This is a genomic window from Anaerobiospirillum sp. NML120511 (genome assembly GCF_023050955.1).
GTDB lineage: Bacteria > Pseudomonadota > Gammaproteobacteria > Enterobacterales > Succinivibrionaceae > Anaerobiospirillum.
The window spans coordinates 17,174-37,655 of sequence record NZ_JALKIK010000019.1 but is presented as its reverse complement, the minus strand read 5'-3'; the positions used below and the strand labels follow the sequence as shown (position 1 = coordinate 37,655).

General features: G+C 50.6%; 11 protein-coding genes. 7 read left to right on the top strand and 4 right to left on the bottom strand.

Going from position 1 to position 20,482, the window contains the following annotated elements; all coding sequences use genetic code 11:
- The first annotated feature begins 898 nt into the window (after positions 1 to 898).
- Positions 899 to 1,969, top strand: coding sequence for an aldose epimerase family protein (locus MXE39_RS06835; RefSeq protein WP_246978114.1), 1,071 nt, complete (start codon positions 899 to 901; stop codon positions 1,967 to 1,969).
- A 1,336-nt stretch (positions 1,970 to 3,305) separates the two neighbouring features.
- Here MXE39_RS06835 and MXE39_RS06830 read toward each other — a convergent pair.
- Together MXE39_RS06830 and MXE39_RS06825 are read right to left on the bottom strand one after the other, a co-directional pair.
- Positions 3,306 to 5,594, bottom strand: a complete 2,289-nt coding sequence (locus MXE39_RS06830) for a hypothetical protein (RefSeq protein ID WP_247073891.1) — start codon at positions 5,592 to 5,594, stop codon at positions 3,306 to 3,308.
- An 894-nt stretch (positions 5,595 to 6,488) separates the two neighbouring features.
- A complete protein-coding gene (locus tag MXE39_RS06825) occupies positions 6,489 to 7,382 on the bottom strand; it encodes a MurR/RpiR family transcriptional regulator (protein ID WP_246978112.1) in 894 nt (297 codons plus the stop codon).
- 2,449 nt (positions 7,383 to 9,831) lie between these two features.
- On the opposite strand from MXE39_RS06825, the gene MXE39_RS06820 reads away from it, so the two are divergent.
- The 6 genes from MXE39_RS06820 to MXE39_RS06795 all read left to right on the top strand — a co-directional run bounded on the left by MXE39_RS06820 (position 9,832) and on the right by MXE39_RS06795 (position 16,996).
- Positions 9,832 to 10,980, top strand: coding sequence for an N-acetylneuraminate epimerase (locus tag MXE39_RS06820; protein ID WP_246978111.1), 1,149 nt, complete (start codon positions 9,832 to 9,834; stop codon positions 10,978 to 10,980).
- A 58-nt stretch (positions 10,981 to 11,038) separates the two neighbouring features.
- Positions 11,039 to 11,770 carry an oligogalacturonate-specific porin KdgM family protein gene (locus MXE39_RS06815; RefSeq protein ID WP_246978110.1) on the top strand — a complete coding sequence of 244 codons (732 nt, stop codon included), beginning with the start codon at positions 11,039 to 11,041 and terminating at the stop codon, positions 11,768 to 11,770.
- Between the two features lie 369 nt (positions 11,771 to 12,139).
- Positions 12,140 to 12,814: an N-acetylmannosamine-6-phosphate 2-epimerase gene (locus tag MXE39_RS06810; protein WP_246978109.1), complete on the top strand. Its 675-nt coding sequence runs from the start codon at positions 12,140 to 12,142 to the stop codon at positions 12,812 to 12,814.
- Positions 12,815 to 12,977: 163 nt separating this feature from the next.
- Positions 12,978 to 13,859 (top strand): N-acetylneuraminate lyase, encoded by an 882-nt coding sequence (locus MXE39_RS06805; RefSeq protein WP_246978108.1) that lies wholly within the window; start codon positions 12,978 to 12,980, stop codon positions 13,857 to 13,859.
- A 406-nt stretch (positions 13,860 to 14,265) separates the two neighbouring features.
- Positions 14,266 to 15,801: a sodium:solute symporter gene (locus tag MXE39_RS06800; RefSeq protein ID WP_246978107.1), complete on the top strand. Its 1,536-nt coding sequence runs from the start codon at positions 14,266 to 14,268 to the stop codon at positions 15,799 to 15,801.
- Between the two features lie 286 nt (positions 15,802 to 16,087).
- Positions 16,088 to 16,996 carry an ROK family protein gene (locus MXE39_RS06795; RefSeq protein ID WP_246978106.1) on the top strand — a complete coding sequence of 303 codons (909 nt, stop codon included), beginning with the start codon at positions 16,088 to 16,090 and terminating at the stop codon, positions 16,994 to 16,996.
- Between the two features lie 254 nt (positions 16,997 to 17,250).
- Here the strand turns inward: MXE39_RS06795 and MXE39_RS06790 are convergent, their stop codons facing one another.
- Both MXE39_RS06790 and nqrF read right to left on the bottom strand, forming a co-directional pair.
- Entirely contained in the window at positions 17,251 to 17,706 is a 456-nt protein-coding gene (locus tag MXE39_RS06790; RefSeq protein ID WP_246978105.1) for a YhcH/YjgK/YiaL family protein, read from the bottom strand.
- 1,546 nt (positions 17,707 to 19,252) lie between these two features.
- The gene (gene nqrF, locus MXE39_RS06785) at positions 19,253 to 20,482 is read right to left on the bottom strand and encodes an NADH:ubiquinone reductase (Na(+)-transporting) subunit F (protein ID WP_246978104.1); all 1,230 of its coding nucleotides are present in this window, start codon (positions 20,480 to 20,482) and stop codon (positions 19,253 to 19,255) included.

The window sequence follows — 20,482 nt, the reverse complement described above, 5'->3', positions numbered from 1 at the left end:
GTCATTAGCTGATCCAGGAAAAGCTCTGGCGTGGGATGAGGTGACAGCTGCGGAAAAACTGAATTTTTCCGAAAAATATCACCGATCTTCGGTCGGTGCATATTATACATAGTTAGATCAGAATTTCAGCAATAATTCACGAATTTCATACCCTTGCTGACACATATGCACATGCCCGCACAAAGGCACAAAGCACGGTCTCCCCCTATGGCTGCATACGCTCAGACAGGTCCACATATCGGGCTTTATCACATTATTATCCCGTGAGCGTGCACCCGGATCAGCATAACGGCATGCATCCATTGCAACTGCACTGGCGCAAGATTCATAATGTGCCATTGCACGCAAGAGCACCTGGGGTAAAAGCCTAAGTGGTATGACAGGCATGGATATACCGGCCGCAAATCTCAGGAAAATGGCCCTTGCGCCCTTTTCGATATAAAATATCAGCTGGCACTACATGCCTGACTTTTCAGCAGCACAAGCCGTCTGCACGGCTTTACGAACCTCAGGCCATATCACGGCGGAGGCTGAACACATGACAACTCCGGCTGTCTGCTGCCCTACGGCTGGCTGCTGACTTCGGACTGGCTGCTGCCCTCCGGCTGTCCGCTGCACTCGGGGAGTCTGCTGCCTGCTATGCCATGGCCCGCCTGCTGCAACTTGCCCTGTCCTGGACAGCAGAACCCAAAAAACGCTGATGCAGCGGCAGCAATTCAGGCCGCCACACCCGCTCCTGCCAGCACCTGCCCGGCGCATAACACAGCTGTGAGGGCCTGACAGGACTCAGGCAAAGTCGTGTATGGCAGCTGCAGTAATAACATGTAAAGTGCCCAGTTTATCCGTGCTGCATGTGCAGCGCCCGCCCCTGTTCCTCCCAACTGTTATTAGGATTACTATGAGCGATATCTTCCCACAAAATCCAAAGCTCTTTACTCTGACCAATGCCTCCGGCATGGAGGTAACCATTATGGACTGGGGTGCAACCATTCACTCCATAAAGGTTCCTGTTGCAGGTGGCAGCAAGCGCGAAATGCTCATCGGTCCTGCCCGTCCTGAGGACTACCACAGACAGAACTGCTATATGGGAGCCACCATCGGTCGCTATGCCAACCGCATCGACAAGGGCACCTTTACTGCTGCAGGTAAGACCTTTACTGTAGGTGGTGGCAAGGACGTAGTTCTCCACGGCGGTGAGGTGGGCTTTGACAAGTGCCGCTTTGTGGTTGAAAGCTCAACTTCCTCAACTGTGGTATTAAAGCATCACTCCCCTGATGGCGATGAGGGTTTTCCAGGCAACTTTGATCTCACTGTCAGCTACAGTCTTGGTGATGACGGCGCTCTGAGAATGGATTATCTGGGTACCTGTGATCACGAATGCCCGGCCTGTATTACCAACCACTCCTACTTCAACCTAAATGGTCATCAGAGCTCAGTTCTTGGCCATGTTGCCCAGTTCAACTCCGAGGAAATTCTGGTTATTGATTCCCGTGCCATTCCAACAGGCGAGGTCTACAGGTCAACTGCCCGTACCGACAGAACTGACAACTTCAACTTCACCTCTCCAAAGAAGCTGGCCGACAGCCCAGCTGACTTTGAAGGTGATGAAAACATGAAGTACACCAACGGCTACGACCATGCTTTCCTTATCCGTGATGGCGGCAATGCTTCCGTGCCTTGCGTCACCATTACCGGTGAAAAGATCGATGGCACTCAGGTAAAGCTCGAGGTCTTTACTGACTACCCTGCTATTCAGTTCTATTCAGGCAATGCTATCAACCAGGGCACTCCTGAAATTGCCATTGCCCGTGACACCGGTAAACCATACGGCCCATGGGAAGGTTTTGCTCTCGAGCCTGAATACTACCCTGATGCTCCACATCTGGAAGCTTTCAGAGCCTTAAATCCTCCAGTTACCCCTGAGCAGCCTTTAAAGCGCTTTATCACCTACAAGTTCACCGCTATCTAAGCTGCCCCTGAGACCAGGGCAGGGCAGGGCAGGGCAGGTCAGACTTGCAGTCCATGAACCGCTGTCCGGCAATGCCCCACAGGCCATATGTCCTGTGAGTGTGGCTATCAGGTGTTATCCTCATAAAAACAAAGAGCATGCTGATTTTTCAGTATGCTCTTTGTTTTTCCTTATGACAGTACGGGCAATCATAAACCAGGGCCTGGGCTCAGCATCATGTTCAGCCTCATGGCTCAAATATGACCCATAACCAGGGTCATGCTCTATATGACACAGCACTGTGAGCCCTTGTCGCAGGATGAGCAGAAAACGCAGGTCTGATAAGTTGAACTGCTCAAAGACGACAAAGCCTCCTCTGTCAGGACACAGCTGTCCTGACTTAGTGGAGGCTCTTGAATGCTGCTGGACGGGAAGTTCTTTTCAAGGCGGGCAATGAGGTGGCAGACGCCATGACTGAACGGATGGAACAGAGCGGCTGGAGTACAGGATGTTGCTCTCCTGTACCTCCATCCTGCTCTCAAAAGAGAGCGGCTCCATATATTTCATTGAATGTGCAGTCATGGGGTATAATGACCTCTGATATATTATGTGTAGGAGAGTCCTCCTCTCCTTCCTAAAACAACCTCCACAGACAGATACCTGCTCCACGGCTACCCTCCAGCCACAAGACCATTTCCTTATACCTTTTTATTCACAGCTCTTATACCTGCTTAAGGCTCTGTCCTTTTCACTGTTCCATATCCTTCCCCATCCCCCGCTCCAGCGCCTGGCCTTTTCACAGCTTCGCTCCATGCTGCATTCAATGTCATGCTGCATAAAGCGCTCACACCTGAAGTTACGCCTTTGAGCTCAACTTTCAGATACCATAACTTACTGCCATAAGCTCTGTTGAGCTGTTGAGCTTTATCCTTCGCTTACAAGTACTCCATGCGCAGATTTAAAAGGCGACTCCTGTGCCATACCAGTAAGGTCACCTGATCCTGATCAAATGATGACTGCTGCAAGCGACCCCGCAAGGAGGCTTCAATCACAGCAATGCCTGGAGGGCATCAATGCAGGTCATATGTTATTAACACAAAGCCAGAGTGCAGTATGCACAGGCCAGACAATCCCGTAGTCACGGGGCAGTAAGCATGGGGATCAGAAAAACAGACAAAGGGGTGACAATAACGGAGCCTGGCTGCCAGTGCAGTCTGGCAGTCAGGTAGCAAGGACATTCTGTAAGCCCGGCAGGCAGGACAGCCCTGTGCCGGGAAGGCAGGGGAGCTCTGTGCCGGGAAGGACTGATGTTGGAAAAAATGATGCTGGAAAGACTGATGTCCGGAAAGCCTGGGTATCAGAAGTCATCTGTAGGCAGAGATGAGCGGCTGCCGGCAAAGGCCTGACTGAAGTACAGGGAGTTCAGTATGGCCTCAGACTGGGAGGTCACAGCCACACCCTGAACAAAGGCGGCACGCCACAGAGGTATTTTGTTGCGCTGAGCCAGATTGCGGGTATAAGTTTTGAGGCTTTCGTAATACTTGACCCACAGGTCATTGAGACGCTTGAGCTCCCTGGCATCCTGACTGGAAACAGAGGCAATGGAAGCTACTGTTTTGCGCAGGTCGCTGTAGTAGCTTTCATAATAGGTATTGGCCTCATAGGCGCAGATATCGCTGTCACGGCTGGAGATGCATTTGCGCAGCAGGAAGTAATCTCCAAAACCATAATTTTTGTAAAGCGAAAGCATGGTAAGAGCAAATCCTGAGCGCAGATGCTCACCTACGGCATCCTGAGCATCATCACTGTAGAAAACCGATGCTGTCCACTCACGGGCAAAACGATCCCAGTTATTGAGAACTTCCTGATACTCCTGATTAATCATGCCCAGATTGCGCAAATCAGTACTGATACTGCGCACACAGTCACTGCTGGCAAAGAAGAACTGATCGCCATTGGAGCCTTCAAATACCGAGCAGCGTGCTTCAAGCGGCTCTCGGGTGGTTGTCTTGCCATTGGTACCCTGAACAAAGGTATACTTGGGTCTCAGATGCAGTGACTCAGGATATCCGGCCAGACGCCATATACGCATCAGCATCTGACGGTACAGTACCGGTCTTATAGCCTGGGCTTTGCTGATTGGCGGCAGAGCGCTGCTTAATTCCTGGTAGAAATTATGCCAGGCACTAATAGCCTCAGAGGCATTTTGCTGCGGAGAAAGAAAACCGGTCAGGCGGCGTGACAGCACTGAAGCATACTTGACCGTCTCGAGCTCATAGCGGTTGTCCATGGTGTAAAGGAAAGTGGACGGATCTTCCTTGAGCTTGAGAATGTCGTAATAGCTCTGAGGATACTGACGGATGCGGGTATCAGAAAAGAGCGAGAACAGTGTCAGGTAGTAGTCAAAATCATCAAGATGACGGTCAGGATGCTTGAAATCCATACGAGAGGTATCAAGCAGCACGTTATTCCACAGCATGACATAGCGCTGATAGTGACCGGTAGGATCCTTGAAAAACTCAGGCAGGAATGACAGAGCCTGTTTGCCATGAGCCTCATAAATGTCATCAAGAGCCGCCCGGCACTTGTCTGTAAGCACAAACAGCGGCATCTCATTTACTGAGTCAATGGAGCTTACGAGGCCGTTAACTACAGGGCGCTCAATCTTGCTTTCATAGTTGTAGCGCAGACACAGACTGTCAATATCGCGATAGGTCTCATCATCATCGCTGCTGCTGCCCCCTCCGGCACTGCCGCGCTGAGCAACACTTACCGGATGGTCCCGGCCGCCCATGCTCTCTGCCCTGCCGGCTTTTACAGCTCCGGCCGCGCCCTGACCAGAGACAGCTGCAGACTGGGCTGCGCCGGTTGCGGATCCATCTGCCGTTCTGGCTGCCGTGCCAGCTGAGACTCCTGCAGCTGTAGCGGCTCCGGCCGCGTCAGCGCCATTGTTATGTGGCTTTGATCCTGTGGAGGCTGAGGAGTCAGAGGAGCTGCCGGAAGGTGATGCGCTGGCAATGACATTATCAGCCTTGCCTGTAGAGGGCTTCATATTGCCCGAGATAACAGCGCGCCTGTCGACTTCAGAATCATGATGGCGGTTAAAGCCATGGCGTGGCCATAAAATACCGGACAGCAGCTGCTGGTTGCTGCTGAAATTATGCTCATTGCTGAGAGTTACACAGGAGCGGGCCACCTCGCTTAAAACCAGGTTGGCATTGCTCATGGAAAAGGAAATAACCTGGGGAATCTTGAGAAAAAGAGCGTCATCCCTGGTAAATTCCATTTCGAAATTAGGACTGTCAGGCAGAGTAATCAGGAAATTGGCGCCCACCTGAAATTCAAGAGAATTGCCCTGGACCTCGGCATAGACATGAGTGACTGTGCCATCAACATTAAGGTTGACCGGCATAATGCCTGAGGCACTGTGTTCATGAGGCAGGAGCACGCTCAGACGGTAGGCATAAGGCTGATGGCGTGAGCACAGCACTACCTGAAGCTGGATCTGTTCACGTGTGTTAACAAAGGCGGCTACTTCAGCTCCGCCATAGGAGTAATCAAGACGGCCAGCCTCCCACATTTCAGTGAGAAGTGCATGACTTCTAAAAGGAAGGAACAGCAGTGCGGCAGAAAGGATAAATCGCACCGCAGGAAGGACAACAATAAAACTGAACAGGGCCCGTAATACCAGCACTATTGAGGTCAGGCGGTAAAAAATGGTCAGCACTGACGGACCGATCATGTTTGATGCAGTCTCGTAATGACACATTTTTCCAGAGTCATACCTGACAGTGCTTTCTTCCATAAGCCCCAAAACTCCAACCGTAACAGCCGCCGTAAGCTGGCAGAAGCCATATGGCAGTTATTACGATCTGACTCCCCCACATTAAAGTATGGCTGTGACATGCCAGCGCTAAAGTGCATGCCCATCCTTACAATCACGAAATTCTGTGGATCGGCAGGCTTCATACTGACATTATGACGGAGTTAGACAGGTAAGAGCTGTGCGACATGCTGAAGCATCAGCTCAAGCCTCAGGTGCAGCCCCTGGTGCAGCCTTAGCTGCAGGCTGAACTTCATGGTAACAGTCCTGTGGAACCTGTACCGACCAGAAATAAACTTATGTCATATGTCAGATATCTGCGGCAACCGCCACTGCAGACCGGGCTGAGGAGAAAGCCAGGTGTCTGCATGCCCTGCACTGAAAAAGTACAGACACTTACGCACATATTACCGCATAATCATACCCTGCTGAGACAACTGCCCATTTTTTGTGAGTCCCGTGCACAGCCAAAGTGCCACATGGCTGGACAAATCCCCATACACAGGCCCATCAGCGCTCCCAGACTATGGTACCAGGCACCATTTTTGTGATTATTCAGCTCACCTCAACTCTGTCGCATCATGAACTAAAATGCAAAAACCCGCCGGAGGCGGGTTTTTGCATTTTCAGGTCACAGCCTGCGGCTCAGCTGCATAAAGCTGTTGCCGACGACAGCTGCGGCGGCATCGGCTTAAGCGGAGGCGGCCGCTGACTGCATTAGCGCAGCTTGGCAAAGTCGCGGCTTAATGCCTGCAAAGTCAGCTGCTTGGTCTTGGTAGCCTTGGTACGGTTGAAGGAGACCACCATGGTGTACAGCAGTTCACAGATATGGATTTGAGCTGTCATGGTTGCAGCACTGTCGCCCTGCAGGGCACCCTCTTCATTACCATTGAAAATGACGTAGTCTGCCATTTCAGTAATCTTGCCAACAGGATTATTGGTAATGGCAACAGCCAGAGCACCGGTGCTCTTACCAATGGAAAAGGCCTTAAGGGTTTCGTAGCTGCCGCCCTTTTGAGACAGGGCAATAACCACATCACCAGGGCCCAGCATGGCAAGGGAGGTATACATGAAGTGGCTCATGGCCTCAGCATAGGCATCAATGCCGATACGGCACAGCTTGTTCTTGAAAAAGAGTGCGCTCAGGCAGGAGTTGCCCACACCTATAATGAATACCTTACGGGCCTTGAAAATAGCATCTGCAACAGGGTAAAGAACCTTCTCATCAAGGTTCATGATGTTCTCTGACAGTGAGCGGGAAATAGCCAGCTTGAGCTTTTTGGCTATAACCTCATGACTGTCGCCATCGACAATGTTGGAATCAAGAATCTGCTCCTGGTTGCGGGACTTGCCGGCAATTTCCTTAATGAGCTCGAGCTGGAACTCCTTGAAACCTGGATAGTTGAGCACCTTTGCCAGACGGATAACAGTTGCCTCACCAACACCTGCAGCTGAGGCAATTTCGGTTACGTTCTTAACCATGACCTCATCAGGACTGGAGAGAATAAAGCGGGCCAGGCGCTTAAGAGCTATAGGCAGATCCTCCTCAATTGATCTGAGGGTACTGATAATCTTTCCTTTGATATTGTTAGGGATAATCAACTTGCCCATGGTTAATTCCTTAGTCAGGCCTCAACTCAGCCTTACTGCCCTGATTTCAGCGTTTTTAACTGTGCCAGCCCCTGATCGGGCTCATTATGTACTGTAAGCCATAACAGCATAATCTGTATACGGATTACGCTGTCACTGCTCAAGACAGCAGTGTCAGAAAACGGCATACCTTGCATAAATTCATCTGACAGCTCTGGTATCTCTGTTACGCAGCAGCCTGTACAGCATGAAAATCATGTGCAGTAAGTAGTGACTTTGGTGAGGCGGCCCGGAGGGAGATTCATATAAGCTCTTGGCAATCGCACAAAGCGTGACACAGACAAGGTGAATGCGCAGCTGCTGATGCATTATCCCTGGCCGCCTGTCAAGCATCATGAAGCCTGGCTCAGGCAGCATGCATCAGATATTCACTGGAAGAAAAGCTGTGTTCCGATATGAAAACTATGGCCCTGTCCGTGGCCAGATTTGTACAGTCAAGCAAATTTAAAGAAGGGCTGTGCCTCATCACCAGCGGTGTTCATCAATTCGGACAGCAAAAGCTCAAAAACCTGTACAGCAGCACCTGTCAGGTCCATGCCCGTATTCTGTCCTTACATCATGTCTTCCGTTCAGACAGTAATATATCCCGTTAACTGTCATATATAAAAGCCGCTGTCCTGTTGATACTTATCCCAAGGTATTACGGATCTGATATCGCTGTAACAGCAGACATCAATACTGTCAGATCCCTAACACACACCCATTTAGCTGACCTCAAAGATAAGGCATGGCGCCGCGCGCCTTTGGTCCAGCCACAATGGGATCTGAAACTTCTACAGCAGCATGAAGCACGATTAATCAATTATAGACTTATTTTTATGCAAAATACGCAAAATTCGCCATCAATATGCCCATGTAAACGTAAACATGGCTCAACAATGGCCTGATAACGGGCTTTTTTACCAAAAACAGCTCCATTAACCCTGGATCCAAGCCCCTGATGCGCTGCACAGACCAGTTTTTTCATCCCTGGCGAACACTTGTTCGCATCAGTCCCTGCAATCAATACTCAGTGCTCTCAGTAAGCACAGAGCACATGCCTGCCTGTCACTGCAGCCCCAGCATGGCCATGAATTCAGCCATGCCAGAAAATGCTGCCAGTACCCTCCTCCCACTCGCGCAATGGCCGTCAGCCCCCTCCTCCCACTCGCGCCATGGCCGTCAACAGCTTCCTCAAAGCCTGCACAGGACTTACGGCGGCTTCATCACACCCTGCACAGGACTTACGGCGGCTTCATCACACCCTGCCCATTACATTCGGGGGCTTCATCAAAGCCTGCGCCATGACCGTCAGCACGATACTGTCGGCTGCATCCTGATCGATATGACATCATTACACTCATATATGCGCCTGTACCAGGGCGGACTGCAGTCATGATGATGAAATCCACGGCCAGCATCTGTCATACATATATATTTCTCTGTACCTGATTTGCCCAGACAGCAGCACATGCAAGCTGCATTAGGATACTTTGACGTCATGCCTGTACCTGCAGTCCTGTTACTGAGGCTGTCTGCAATTTCTGATCTGCCATACGCCAGAAGAGCTTATGTCTGCATAGCGGTAATGCTCAATACAGCAGAAAAGTGGCTTATAAATGCAGCATGCCCGTGACCATTAACATAATGTCCTGCACCACATCATGCAGGTATAAGCATAGACAGGAGCGGAGAAAAAGAGGTGGAGAAAAATTTCACTATGGGTGATGCTGGCTGAAAAACACCTGAAGTGAGGGTGATTTTTCTGTCTGCTGCACAGCAAAGAGAGTGATATTCAGGCTTTTTATCAGATGTTGGAGTGATTATTTCAGAGCGAGAACTACACCATAATGACCATTTGCTTAAAAATTGATAACAGCTAATCAAGATGATTCAGACGACATAAGAGCTAATGTATGCTGTTTTGCGCAGACAGGGCTTATTTATGGAGTTTCTCCTTTAAGGAAAACTATACAGAATTAACCATGGATATAAGAACGGATCACAGTTTTGTGTTTTGCTAAAAAGTTGCATCTGATAGCCCATGTCGAAATTGTGAAATTTTGCTCCAAATTGGTCTGCAAAGCCTTTATATATGGCGTTAAAGCTCATAAAGACGGGCTTGAACAAAATTATCGCGTCTTGCAAGCACAAACCGCTTATAAATGAGCCTTTATGCACAACTCGTGATGCAGATCTCAAAATTGTGCGTACAAGATTGTGAAAAAATTTTCTTATATTAATATTGAGAGTGAAATTTAACTCCAACTTATCAACTTGGGGCCTTTGTCTGACTATCCCTCTATCCCAAATATCCCTCAGCCAGACAGAGAACGTAAGACAGGCTGGTGCAAGCAGCAACGTGCATCAGAATGGAAATGCCGAGAGTTTAAGCAATCATGGAGTTTGCGATTATCAGGAGTTTTGTCATATGAAGATTAAGCATTTAGCCGCCGCCTTAGCTTTAGGCGCAATGACCACCACATCAGCTTTTGCTGCCGCTCTTCCAGATCTGCCAGTTCCATTCAAGTCTGGCGCCGGTGCCATGAACGATGGTGTTATTTACGTTGGTTTAGGTACCGCCGGTCAGGACTGGTACAAGCTGGACACCAAGGCCAAGAGCCCTAAGTGGGAAGCCATTGCCAAGTTCCCTGAAGCTGCTCGTGATCAGGCTCAGGCTGTTGCTTTAAATAACAAGATCTACGTATTTGGTGGCGTAGGCAAAATCACCTCAGATATCCTCTCCGTATCCAATGAGGTATTTGAGTACGATCCTGCCAAGAACACCTGGTCAAAGCTCTTAACTCGCTCACCAATCGGCCTTACCGGTCACACCGTAGTAAGTGCTGATGGCAAGAACGCTATTGTAGTAGGCTCTGTTAACAAGGAAATCTTTGACGGTTACTTCAAGGATCTTGATTATGCAGCCAAGAAGGGTAACAAGGCCCTGACTGACAAGATCAATGCCGACTACATCAGCAAGCCTGTAAAAGACTACTTCTTCAATAAGGCTGTTTTACAGTACGACCCTCAGGCTAATGCCTGGTCATATTTAGGTGATTTACCTTACTTTGGTACTGCAGGTTCAGCTGTTGCTGTTGACCCTAAGGACCAGAGCGTCTTCGTTGTAAACGGCGAGCGCAAGCCTGGCCTGAGAACTGCAACTGCTGTTGAGTTCTCTGTTGTCGACGGCGCTGCACGCTTCACTCCTGCTCCAGACCTCATTCCTGCAAAGGGTGAGAAGGTTCAGGAAGGTGTTGCAGGTGCATTCTCCGGTTACTCCAACGGTACCCTGGTTGTTATTGGCGGTGCCAACTTCCCAGGTTCCACTGCCAAGTACGCCAAGGGCAAGAACTTTGCTCACGAAGGCTGCACCAAGACCTGGCGCGACGAGATCTACACCTATGCTGACGGTGCCTGGACCTTTGCCGGCAAGCTGGACACTCCAATTGCCTACGGTGTAAGCATCCAGAACGGCGATGAGTTAATCATGGTCGGCGGCGAGACCTCCGGTGGTAAGGCTACTACCGATGTGATCACCGTATCTGTCAAGGACGGCAAGGTTGTTACTGAGAAGTAATACTGAGCCAGCTGTAATTCAATTTTATTGAACCAAAAACTTACGTTTAGGATAAAAAATGCGCTTATCAAAACTCGCTCTGGGATTAGGTTTAGCCGCTGTTGCCGTAACCGCTGCCAACGCCGCTAAGGTTACTGTTGACCTCCGTCACGAGTACCGTACCGAGTACGGCCAGAACTTCGATCGTATCTGCTTCATTACCGCTTTTGACAACGGTATTGGCGCTTACGTTGACTCCTCAGTCAAGTCTGGTCACATCCTCGAGCAGCCAACTGACCCTAGCTATAAGGAAGGCCAGTGGGGCGACTTCGCAGCTAACGCTGTTGAGATGAGCTTATGGTGGGGCTTCAAGTTTGGCAACTTCACCGTAACTCCAGGTATCATCACTGAGACTTCAACTGATACTTTCTACAAGCCATATCTGCGTCTGCAGTACAACACCGACTTCGGTCTGTGGTTTGCCGTACGCCCACGTTACGACTACCTGCGTAACTCCGGTGGCAGCGATCCTGACTGGAAGCGTGCCCGTGTTGATGCCTGGCTTGGCTACAACAAGGACAACTGGGGTGTTAACTACAACTTCACTTGGATGAAGGCCCTCAATGACAATGAGAATGGCACCAAGCAGGTTCTGTTTGACAACAAGGACACCAACTACGAGCACAACGTAGCATTCAACTACCGTATCGGTCAGTGGAATCCATATGCTGAAATCGGTGATATTGGTGTAAACGGTGCTACTGACAAGCGTCAGATGCGCTTCCGTGTTGGTGTTCAGTACACCTTCTAATCCCTGGTTGAGCTGATTTTCATCCGAAAAATTACTTAAACCATGGTCGGAGGCCATTGCCCCTGTGGGGCGGCCTCCACCCTCCTGCAGCTTCGGCTGCAGGAGTTTGACAGTTGCTAAAAAACTGCTCATCACAAAAGGCACACAGATGCCGCGCAGCCGGGCTGCAGAATATGGTGATCAGCTTTTTATCCGCTGTTGCCAGACAAAAACCTATGTGTGTTATGGTTTTTGGCAGGACATTGTAGAGAGCTGACTGGAAAAAACCGGATCAGTTGTGCATTTGACTGGCAATAACAGACATCGATGTAAACGTTGCCAGTGATCCATGCTTTCCTTGTCAGCTAAGACGTAGCTGAGGTTAATTCGATGCTTTTTGAACAGTTTAAGAACAAGTTGATCATTTCCTGCCAGGCACTTCCAGATGAGCCACTCCACAGTCCCTTCATCATGGGACGCATGGCTCTTGCAGCCAAGCAGGTAGGTGCCGTAGCCATCCGCTGCCAGTCAGTTGAAGACATCAAAGAAATCAAAAAGGTAACAGGCCTGCCAGTTATTGGTCTTATCAAGCAGAATTACGACGATTCAGAAATCTACATCACCCCTACCCGCAAAGAAGTTCAGGCTTTAATCGATATCGGCTGCGAAGTAATTGCCCTTGACGCTACCATGCGCCGTCGCCCAGGTGACGAGAAGCTGGAAGACCTGGTCAAGATGATCAAAGATGCCGGACTTCTGAGTCTTGCCGATATTTCCAACGACGAAGAAGCTCACAACGCAGAAAAGATTGGCTTTGACGCCATTTCCACCACCCTGTCCGGTTACACCCCATACAGCCCTAAGTTTGAGGGCCCGGATCTTGGCCTGGTAGCCCGTCTGGTTGCCACCTGCAAGATCCCTGTATTTGCCGAAGGCCGTATCAATACTCCAGCTGATCTGGTCCGTGCCTATGAGGTAGGTGCCTACGGCGCTATTGTGGGCTCAGCTATTACCCGCCCACAGGTTATTGGCAAGTGGTTCATTGATGCCCTGCCAAAGGTCTGATTTCAGTACTGGCGCTGCCGGCAAGTGTAAATAAATCCCGACGCGCAAATTTATTAACCCTGTACTTTTTACGCAGAAAGCACTGAGCAGGTTCGCAAAAATACTCAGACCTGCCGTGCCGTAAACTGCGCACCAGTTTTTTTATTAAGTGGAGACATCCCAAATGGCTTACAAGAAGATCGGTGGTATTTATTCTGCTCTGTTAACCTCTTTTGACAAGGACGGCAACCTCAATGAGAAGGGTATCCGTGAGCTGGTCCGCCACAACATCGACGTTAACAAGGTCGACGGTTTATACGTTGGTGGCTCTACCGGTGAGAACTTCTTATTAAGCACCGAAGAGAAAGAGAAGATCTTCAACATCGTTAAGGATGAGGCCAAGGATCAGTGCCAGTTAATCGCTCAGGTTGGTTCCTTAAACATCAAGGAGTCCGTACATCTGGCCAAGCTGGTTACCGATCTGGGTTACGACTCCTTATCAGCCGTAACTCCTTTCTACTACAAGTTCTCTTTCAACGAGATCAAGGATTACTACAACACCATCCTCAAGGATGTTGACAACCAGATGGTTGTTTACTTCATCCCATTCTTAACCGGCGTTAACATCACTGTTGATCAGTTCAAGGAGTTATTCGCCAACGAGAAGATTACCGGTGTCAAGTTCACCGCAGGTGACTTCTACTTATTAGAGCGCTTCCGCAAGGCTTTCCCTGAGAAGGTATTATTCGCAGGCTTCGACGAGATGATGCTCCCTGCTACCGTTCTGGGTGTTGACGGCGCTATCGGTTCCACTTTCAACGTAAACGGCGTACGTGCCCGTCAGATCTTTGAGGCCGCCAGAAAGGGCGACATCAAGACTGCTCTGGAAGTTCAGCACGTCACCAACGACTTCATCTCTGATGTTCTGGCCAACGGCCTGTATGGCACCTTAAAGATCTGCCTGCAGGAAGCCGGTGTTGAGGCAGGCTACTGCCGTCAGCCTATGGGCGCCTACTCCCCAGAGATGATTGAGGAAGCCAAGAAGATCTACCACAAGTACTTCTAAGACTTGCTCACATCTGTTTAATCGCCCGGGTCAGGCAATACAGCCGGTATTGCCTTACCTGAGCAGTCTCCGGGCTTTTCCCATGCTCTGAGCCCGGAGACCATGGCAGCAATGCCACGGATTCATTACGGGCATTTTTTTTTGCCTGTAATACGGCAGCGGAGCAGCAACACCGCTGTCAAAACGGACCACACACACTCTAGCCCCTCAAGGACGCAAGTCCCCAGGGGGCTATTTTAGACAGGTTCGGTAAAGCGACTGAGGTCGTATATAACGACGGGATGTCGTGATTCTCCCCCACATTCAGGGCAATTGGATCGATACCAGATCAAACGCCTGAAGCTGCGTTCCTTATCTGACATGCGGTCCCCAGTCTTCTTCAAGATTAGTTTTTGAGGTTTTGTTTATGACTGAAGAACTACACGGTTTTACTTGGATTGATACCACCGTGCTGGTCGTCTATATGATAGGCGTGCTGTTAGCAGGTATTTACTTCTCCAAGAAGGAAATGAAAGGTAAGGAATTCTTCAAGGGTGACGGATCTGTGCCTTGGTGGGTAACCTCCGTTTCCATTTTCGCAACCTTACTTTCCCCTATTTCTTTCCTCGCTCTGGCCGGTAACTCCTACGGCGGCACCTGGATGTTATGGTTTGCCCAGCTCGGTATGATCATTGCCATCCCTCTTACCATCCGTTTCTTCCTGCCAGTTTACGCCAAGCTCGACATCGACACCGCATACCACTACCTGGAAATCCGTTTCCAGTCCCCAGCCTTACGTGTTCTGGGCGCTGTTATGTTCGTGCTGTTCCAGCTGGGCCGTATGTCTATCGTTATGTATCTGCCTTGCGTAGCTCTGGCAAGTCTGACTGACATCAGCGTAGACGTTCTGATTATCGCCATGGGCGCCATCGCCATTGTGTACTCCTACACCGGCGGCTTAAAGGCTGTGCTCTGGACCGACTTCATTCAGGGTGTCATTCTGATCGGCGGTATTACCCTGACCCTGTTCTACATCATCTACAAGTTAGATGGCGGTCTTGGTGATGTTACCGACTCCTTAACTGTTGGCGGCCGCTTCCTGGCTGACAGCGAGAAGTGGGTTGACTGGACCAATCTGCTCGGCACCTCCGTACTGGTAACCCTCGTTGGTGGCGGTTTAAGTACTTTCTGTTCCTATGTTTCCTCTCAGGACGTTGTACAGCGCTTCACCACCACTACTGACGTCAAGCAGCTCAACAAGATGACCATCGGTAACGGTGTTCTGTCCATCTTCTGCGCCTCCGTCTTCTACATGGTTGGTACCGCTTTATACCTGTACTACCAGCAGAACCCTGAGTTAATTACCGAAACCTTCCGTAACTCTCAGGACAAGGTGTTTGCCTACTTCCTCACCTATGAGCTCCCAGTAGGTATCACCGGTATCATTCTGGCTGCCTTATACGCTGCCTCCCAGTCCACCCTGTCCACCGGTATTAACTCTGTTGCTACCTCATGGGTTATGGATATTCAGGTTAAGATCACTCCTAACATGGACTACGAGCGTCAGACCAAGATTGCCCAGTACATCTCCCTGGCTATCGGTATCTTCGCTATCCTCGTTGCCATGTACCTGGCCCGTCTGGACGTTAAGTCCGCCTATGAGTTATTCAACTCATTCTTAGGTCAGGCTCTGGGTGCTCTGGCTGGTGTATTCGTACTGGGTGCTTTCACCCGTAAGACCACTGCATTAGGCGCTTTCATCGGCTTCCTCTCTGCAACCGGCATTGTGTTCTACTGCAAGTACCAGGTTCCAAGCATCTCCTTCTGGATGTACGCTTTCATCGCCATGGCTGTAACCCTGATTGTTGGTATCGTAGTATCAAAGATTCAGGCAGCTGTAACAGGCAAGACCTTTGAAGCCCCAGAAGGCTCTACCTACTTAACTGCTACTGCCGGCAAGTAATCTGCCCGCAGCACACCGTAAGGCAGCCGCTACAATGGGCCTGAGCCCGGCAGCTGCCACGGCAGCAAAATCGAATCATAGAAAATAACCTACATAAGCAGGGCCACGTCCCTGCTTTTTTTGTTTGCTCTCATGGCCCGGCTCCCAACCGTGCCCCGCCCAACATGCCCTGCCCGCTGGGCATGGCATGACTGAGCCATGCCTGGCATGGCCGGCCAGGCAGGGCCCGACCTTGCGTGGTGCGGACTGGACCATGAGGCTGACAAGGCTGTTTACGGGAATAAATATGCAGCAAGACTTATATGTGCTCATTGATATCGGCGGCACTGCCATCAAGCATGGCGTAGCCACCCTTGACGGAACCCTTATGGAGCGCGGTGAGATGCCTACCGAAGCCAAAGAAAAGGGCGGTCCGGGCATTGTAGAAAAGGTTAAGAGCATCACCCGTGCTGCTCTTGATACCCACGGTGATCTCATAAAGGGCGTCAGCATCTCCACTGCCGGTATGGTTGATCCTGAACTGGGCAAGATTGTTTACTCCCTGCCAGATGCTATACCCGACTACACAGGTGTTAACTACAAGGAAATCATCACCCGCGAGTTCTCCCTGCCATGCGAGGTAGAAAACGACGTCAACTGCGCTGCCATGGGTGAGATGTGGCTTGGTGCCGGTAAGGGCTGCCACAGCGTATTTTGCATGACCATCGGTACCTCCATTGGCGGCGCCATGATCTGCGATGGCAAGCTGATTAGCGGAGCCTCCAACTCAGCAGGTGAGATTGCCTACATGCGCGTTCCAGGAGGCATGCTCCACGAACTGGCCTCCACCACTCATCTGGTCAAATACTATGCGCAGCTGCGCGGTGAAGATGTCTCAAAGGTAAATGGCATACGTATTTTCAATGAAGCCGAACAGGGCGATGAGATCGCAATCAAGGCCATTGACGAGCTTATCGAGCACCTTACCGACGGTATTACCAATGTAGTATCCGTACAGAATCCTCAGGCTGTTATTTTAGGTGGCGGTATCATGGCCCGTGACGAATACCTGCGTCCACGCATTGAGGCCTCACTCAAAGAGAAGCTGCGTGACATTGTGTTCCGTGCTACCCGCATTGAGTTTGCAACTCTGCGCAACGACGCCGGCATGTTAGGCGGATTCTACAACTTCCGCCAGCGCCGTGGCCTGGCCTGATAACAGCGCCATGCTACCAGGGCACCCACACAACAGCGCAGCTCTACAGACACACAGCCGCCAGCCGCACCGCCGCCCCAACCGGCGGCTGCGCTGCGGGCAGCCGGGGCACTGACAGCTGACGGGCCCCGATAAAAGCGCAAAAAAAGAGGTATGACCCTGGGGTCATACCTCTTTTTTCTTTCCACACACTGAGCTGTCGTCAGGCTCATTTCCTTGCTCTGTGAGCCTTCAGAAGCTTCGGATCAACACGCTTATTTAACAGCGACCTTAACCACTACCTTAACTACGTCTACAGGCTTGCCCTGATAGGCGATACGAGGCTGGTGGCCCTCCTCTGGAGGAACAATAGCAAATTCACCAGGCTTTAAGGTAACGGAGGTGTAAACCTCTGGAGTGCTCAGGTAAACCATGTCATTGGCAGGATCTTCTTCAGTTACCTGGCAGTCCTTGCGGAGGCAGACATTAAAGGACTCAATGCCCTGAGCCAGATACTGGATATCGAAGTAATCGTTGTGAGCCTCAAAGCGGATAGCCTCGAATGGAACAGTGGTATAGCGCTGTACCAGAGCAAAAGCACCCTCGCAGATGTCATAACGGCCGTTTTCAAGCTTGGTGGCGTCGTTGTTCTTTAACCACTCAATGCTCCTGGCGAACTTCTCAGACAGATAATCGTACTTACCAGCAAGCTCAAGGGAAGTAGCTAACATGTAATGTGCTCCTTTTCTATTGTGTGTGCGAAGAGCTGATGCTCTTCTTCCATACATATATTTTACGCCCTTAATCCCCCTGGAAACAGTGTTTTTATCACGATTTACCAACCTTTTTTCCTGGTAAAAATCCCCCGTTTTTTCCACCTGGCAGCCTCACATTTCCCGCCACAACTATCTGCCCAGGCCCCGTCACCAGCATCCACCAGCTTGCGCACATAACACTTTATAAAACGCGACATACAACACTTAGCACCATCAAAACACCACTACATGCTTTACATAACCATATTGAAAGCAAAATATCAATACCTGCTCGGCTGAATAACTACGGCCCGCCCGCCCGCCTGACTAACTGAATAACTACGGCCCGCCCGCCCGCCTGTCTAACTGAATAACTGACAGAACGCACGCCTGTCTGACTAACAACCTGCCGCACTGCCTGCCGCACTGCCTGTTGCCAACCTCCCTGCCCGGCTACCTTAATGACTGCATTAAGAGCACTGCCTCGCCAGCAACTCATACATATGCGCAGCCCAATAATATGCGCTGCAGCATACCCTACACACCTGCCCAAGAGCAAAGCCATATACAAGGGCCTGCAGCTAATACTGTAGTCCCAGCTGATAATGAAGTGAGTTGCAGAGCACAAATGCCCGAAATGACCCAAAATCGTTAAATTTCTGGTCAAAATGCAGAAAAACAGCTCATTTTTGCTGAAAAACGACTAACAAACGCCAAAATGCATATTTGAATCTCCCTGACACAGCATGACAGTGTCAGCACCAGACAGCACCAAAATCAACGAAGCCTGTAGCAGGGAATAACTCACCTCAGCTATGTCTGGCGTTGCACAAGCTGCATTGCGTCAGCCACAGCACGCGAGTGCATCTGTTGCAGCAACGACTCACCCCATATCCCAATGCCGGCCTGTTAAATCTGCAGCAGCCCCTGAGAGCCAGCTGGCAGCAGCAGTCTGAGCAACAGTGAAAGCAAGCGTAATTTGAACCAGCTATGTTGTTAGCTGCTTTATTGATAAATATGAGGAAGACTCACTGGGATGCTGGGCTATGTTAGGCAAACGCTATGGCAGCTGAGCGCTGGGATGCTGGGTTCTGAGGGAAAGTGCTATGTCAGCGGAGGGCTGGGAGCCAGGTTCTATGGGCAAAGCGCGATGTCAGCGGTGGGCGGGGTGCCTGGTTCTGTGGGCAAAGCGCGGTGTCAGCGGAGGGCTGGGGTGCCTGGTTATGTGAGCAAAGCGCGATGTCTGCGGAGGCAGGGTTGCCAGGCGCTGTGATCAAAGCGCGATGGCTGATGGGCGCGGGGATGCCATGTTATGTCGGGAGCGCGATAAAGGTTGACGCGCTGCTGCTGGCTGGTCAGGGTAATGGGAGGGCGGAGGTGACTGATTTGGCGGCGGGTTGGACCTGGTGATGCAGGTGCTGTGATGATGCTGCGAATAAAAAAGCCCCGGCCTGTTAAGGTCGGGGCTTTTTTTTTGGATGGCTGCTCTGGCCGTCAGGCCAGGGCAGCGCGGTGACATGCTTTAGGCACCAAAGTTATCGAAGAGGATGTTCTCGTCTTCAACACCGAGGCTGTGGAGCATATCAACACAGGACTTGGTCATCATTGGAGGGCCGCACATGTAGAACTCGCAGTCCTCTGGAGCCTTGTGGTTCTTCAGGTAGTTCTCATAGAGAACGTTGTGAATGAAGCCGGTAGCACCAGTCCAGTTATCCTCTGGCATAGGCTCGGAAAGGGCCAGGTGCCAGGTGAAGTTTGGATGATCCTTGGCCAGCTGGTCGAACTCGTCAACGTAGAAGGCTTCCTTCAAGGAACGGGCACCGTACCAGAAAGAAATGCGACGCTTGGAGTCAAGACGCTTTAACTGATCAAAGATGTGGGAGCGCATTGGGGCCATACCGGCACCACCACCGATGAATACCATCTCGTTGTCGGTCTCACGGGCGAAGAACTCACCAAATGGACCGGAAATGGTGACCTTGTCACCAGGCTTGAGGCTCCAGATGTAGGAAGACATGATGCCTGGCTTGATTTCCTTGAGCTGACGCAGAGGAGGGGTAGCAATACGCACGTTAAGCATAATGAGACCCTTCTCTTCAGGATAGTTGGCCATGGAGTAAGCACGGATGGATGGCTCATCAACCTTGGAAACCAGGTCGAACAGACCAAAGTGATCCCAGTCGGCACGGTACTGCTCAGGGATATCAAAGTCCTTGTAGTACACAGTGTGGGCAGGGGCCTCAATCTGAATGTAACCACCGGCGCGGAATGGAACTTCCTCACCCTCAGGTACACGCAGACGGAGCTCCTTAATGAAGGTAGCTACGTTATCGTTGGAGATAACTTCACATTCCCACTTCTTAACACCGAAGATCTCAGCTGGAAGCTCGATCTCGCAGTCACCCTTGAGGGTAACCTGACAGGCAAGACGCCAGCCTTCACGGATCTGACGCTTGGTGAAGTGAGAGAACTCGATAGGTAAGACGTCGCCGCCACCCTTGGTGACCTTGACCTTACACTGACCGCAGGCACCACGGCCGCCGCAGGCTGAGGAAACGAAGATACCCTTGTCGGATAAGTCATTTAACAGCTTGGTACCGGCCTGGCACTTAAAGCCTAAGGATTCATCACCATTTACACCAATGGTAATGTCTCCAGAATTAACTAAGAAGCGCTTGGCGATGAGGATCAGGGCAACTAATACAGCTACCAGGATCACAAACATCACAACGCCTGAAACGATTGTAAACAT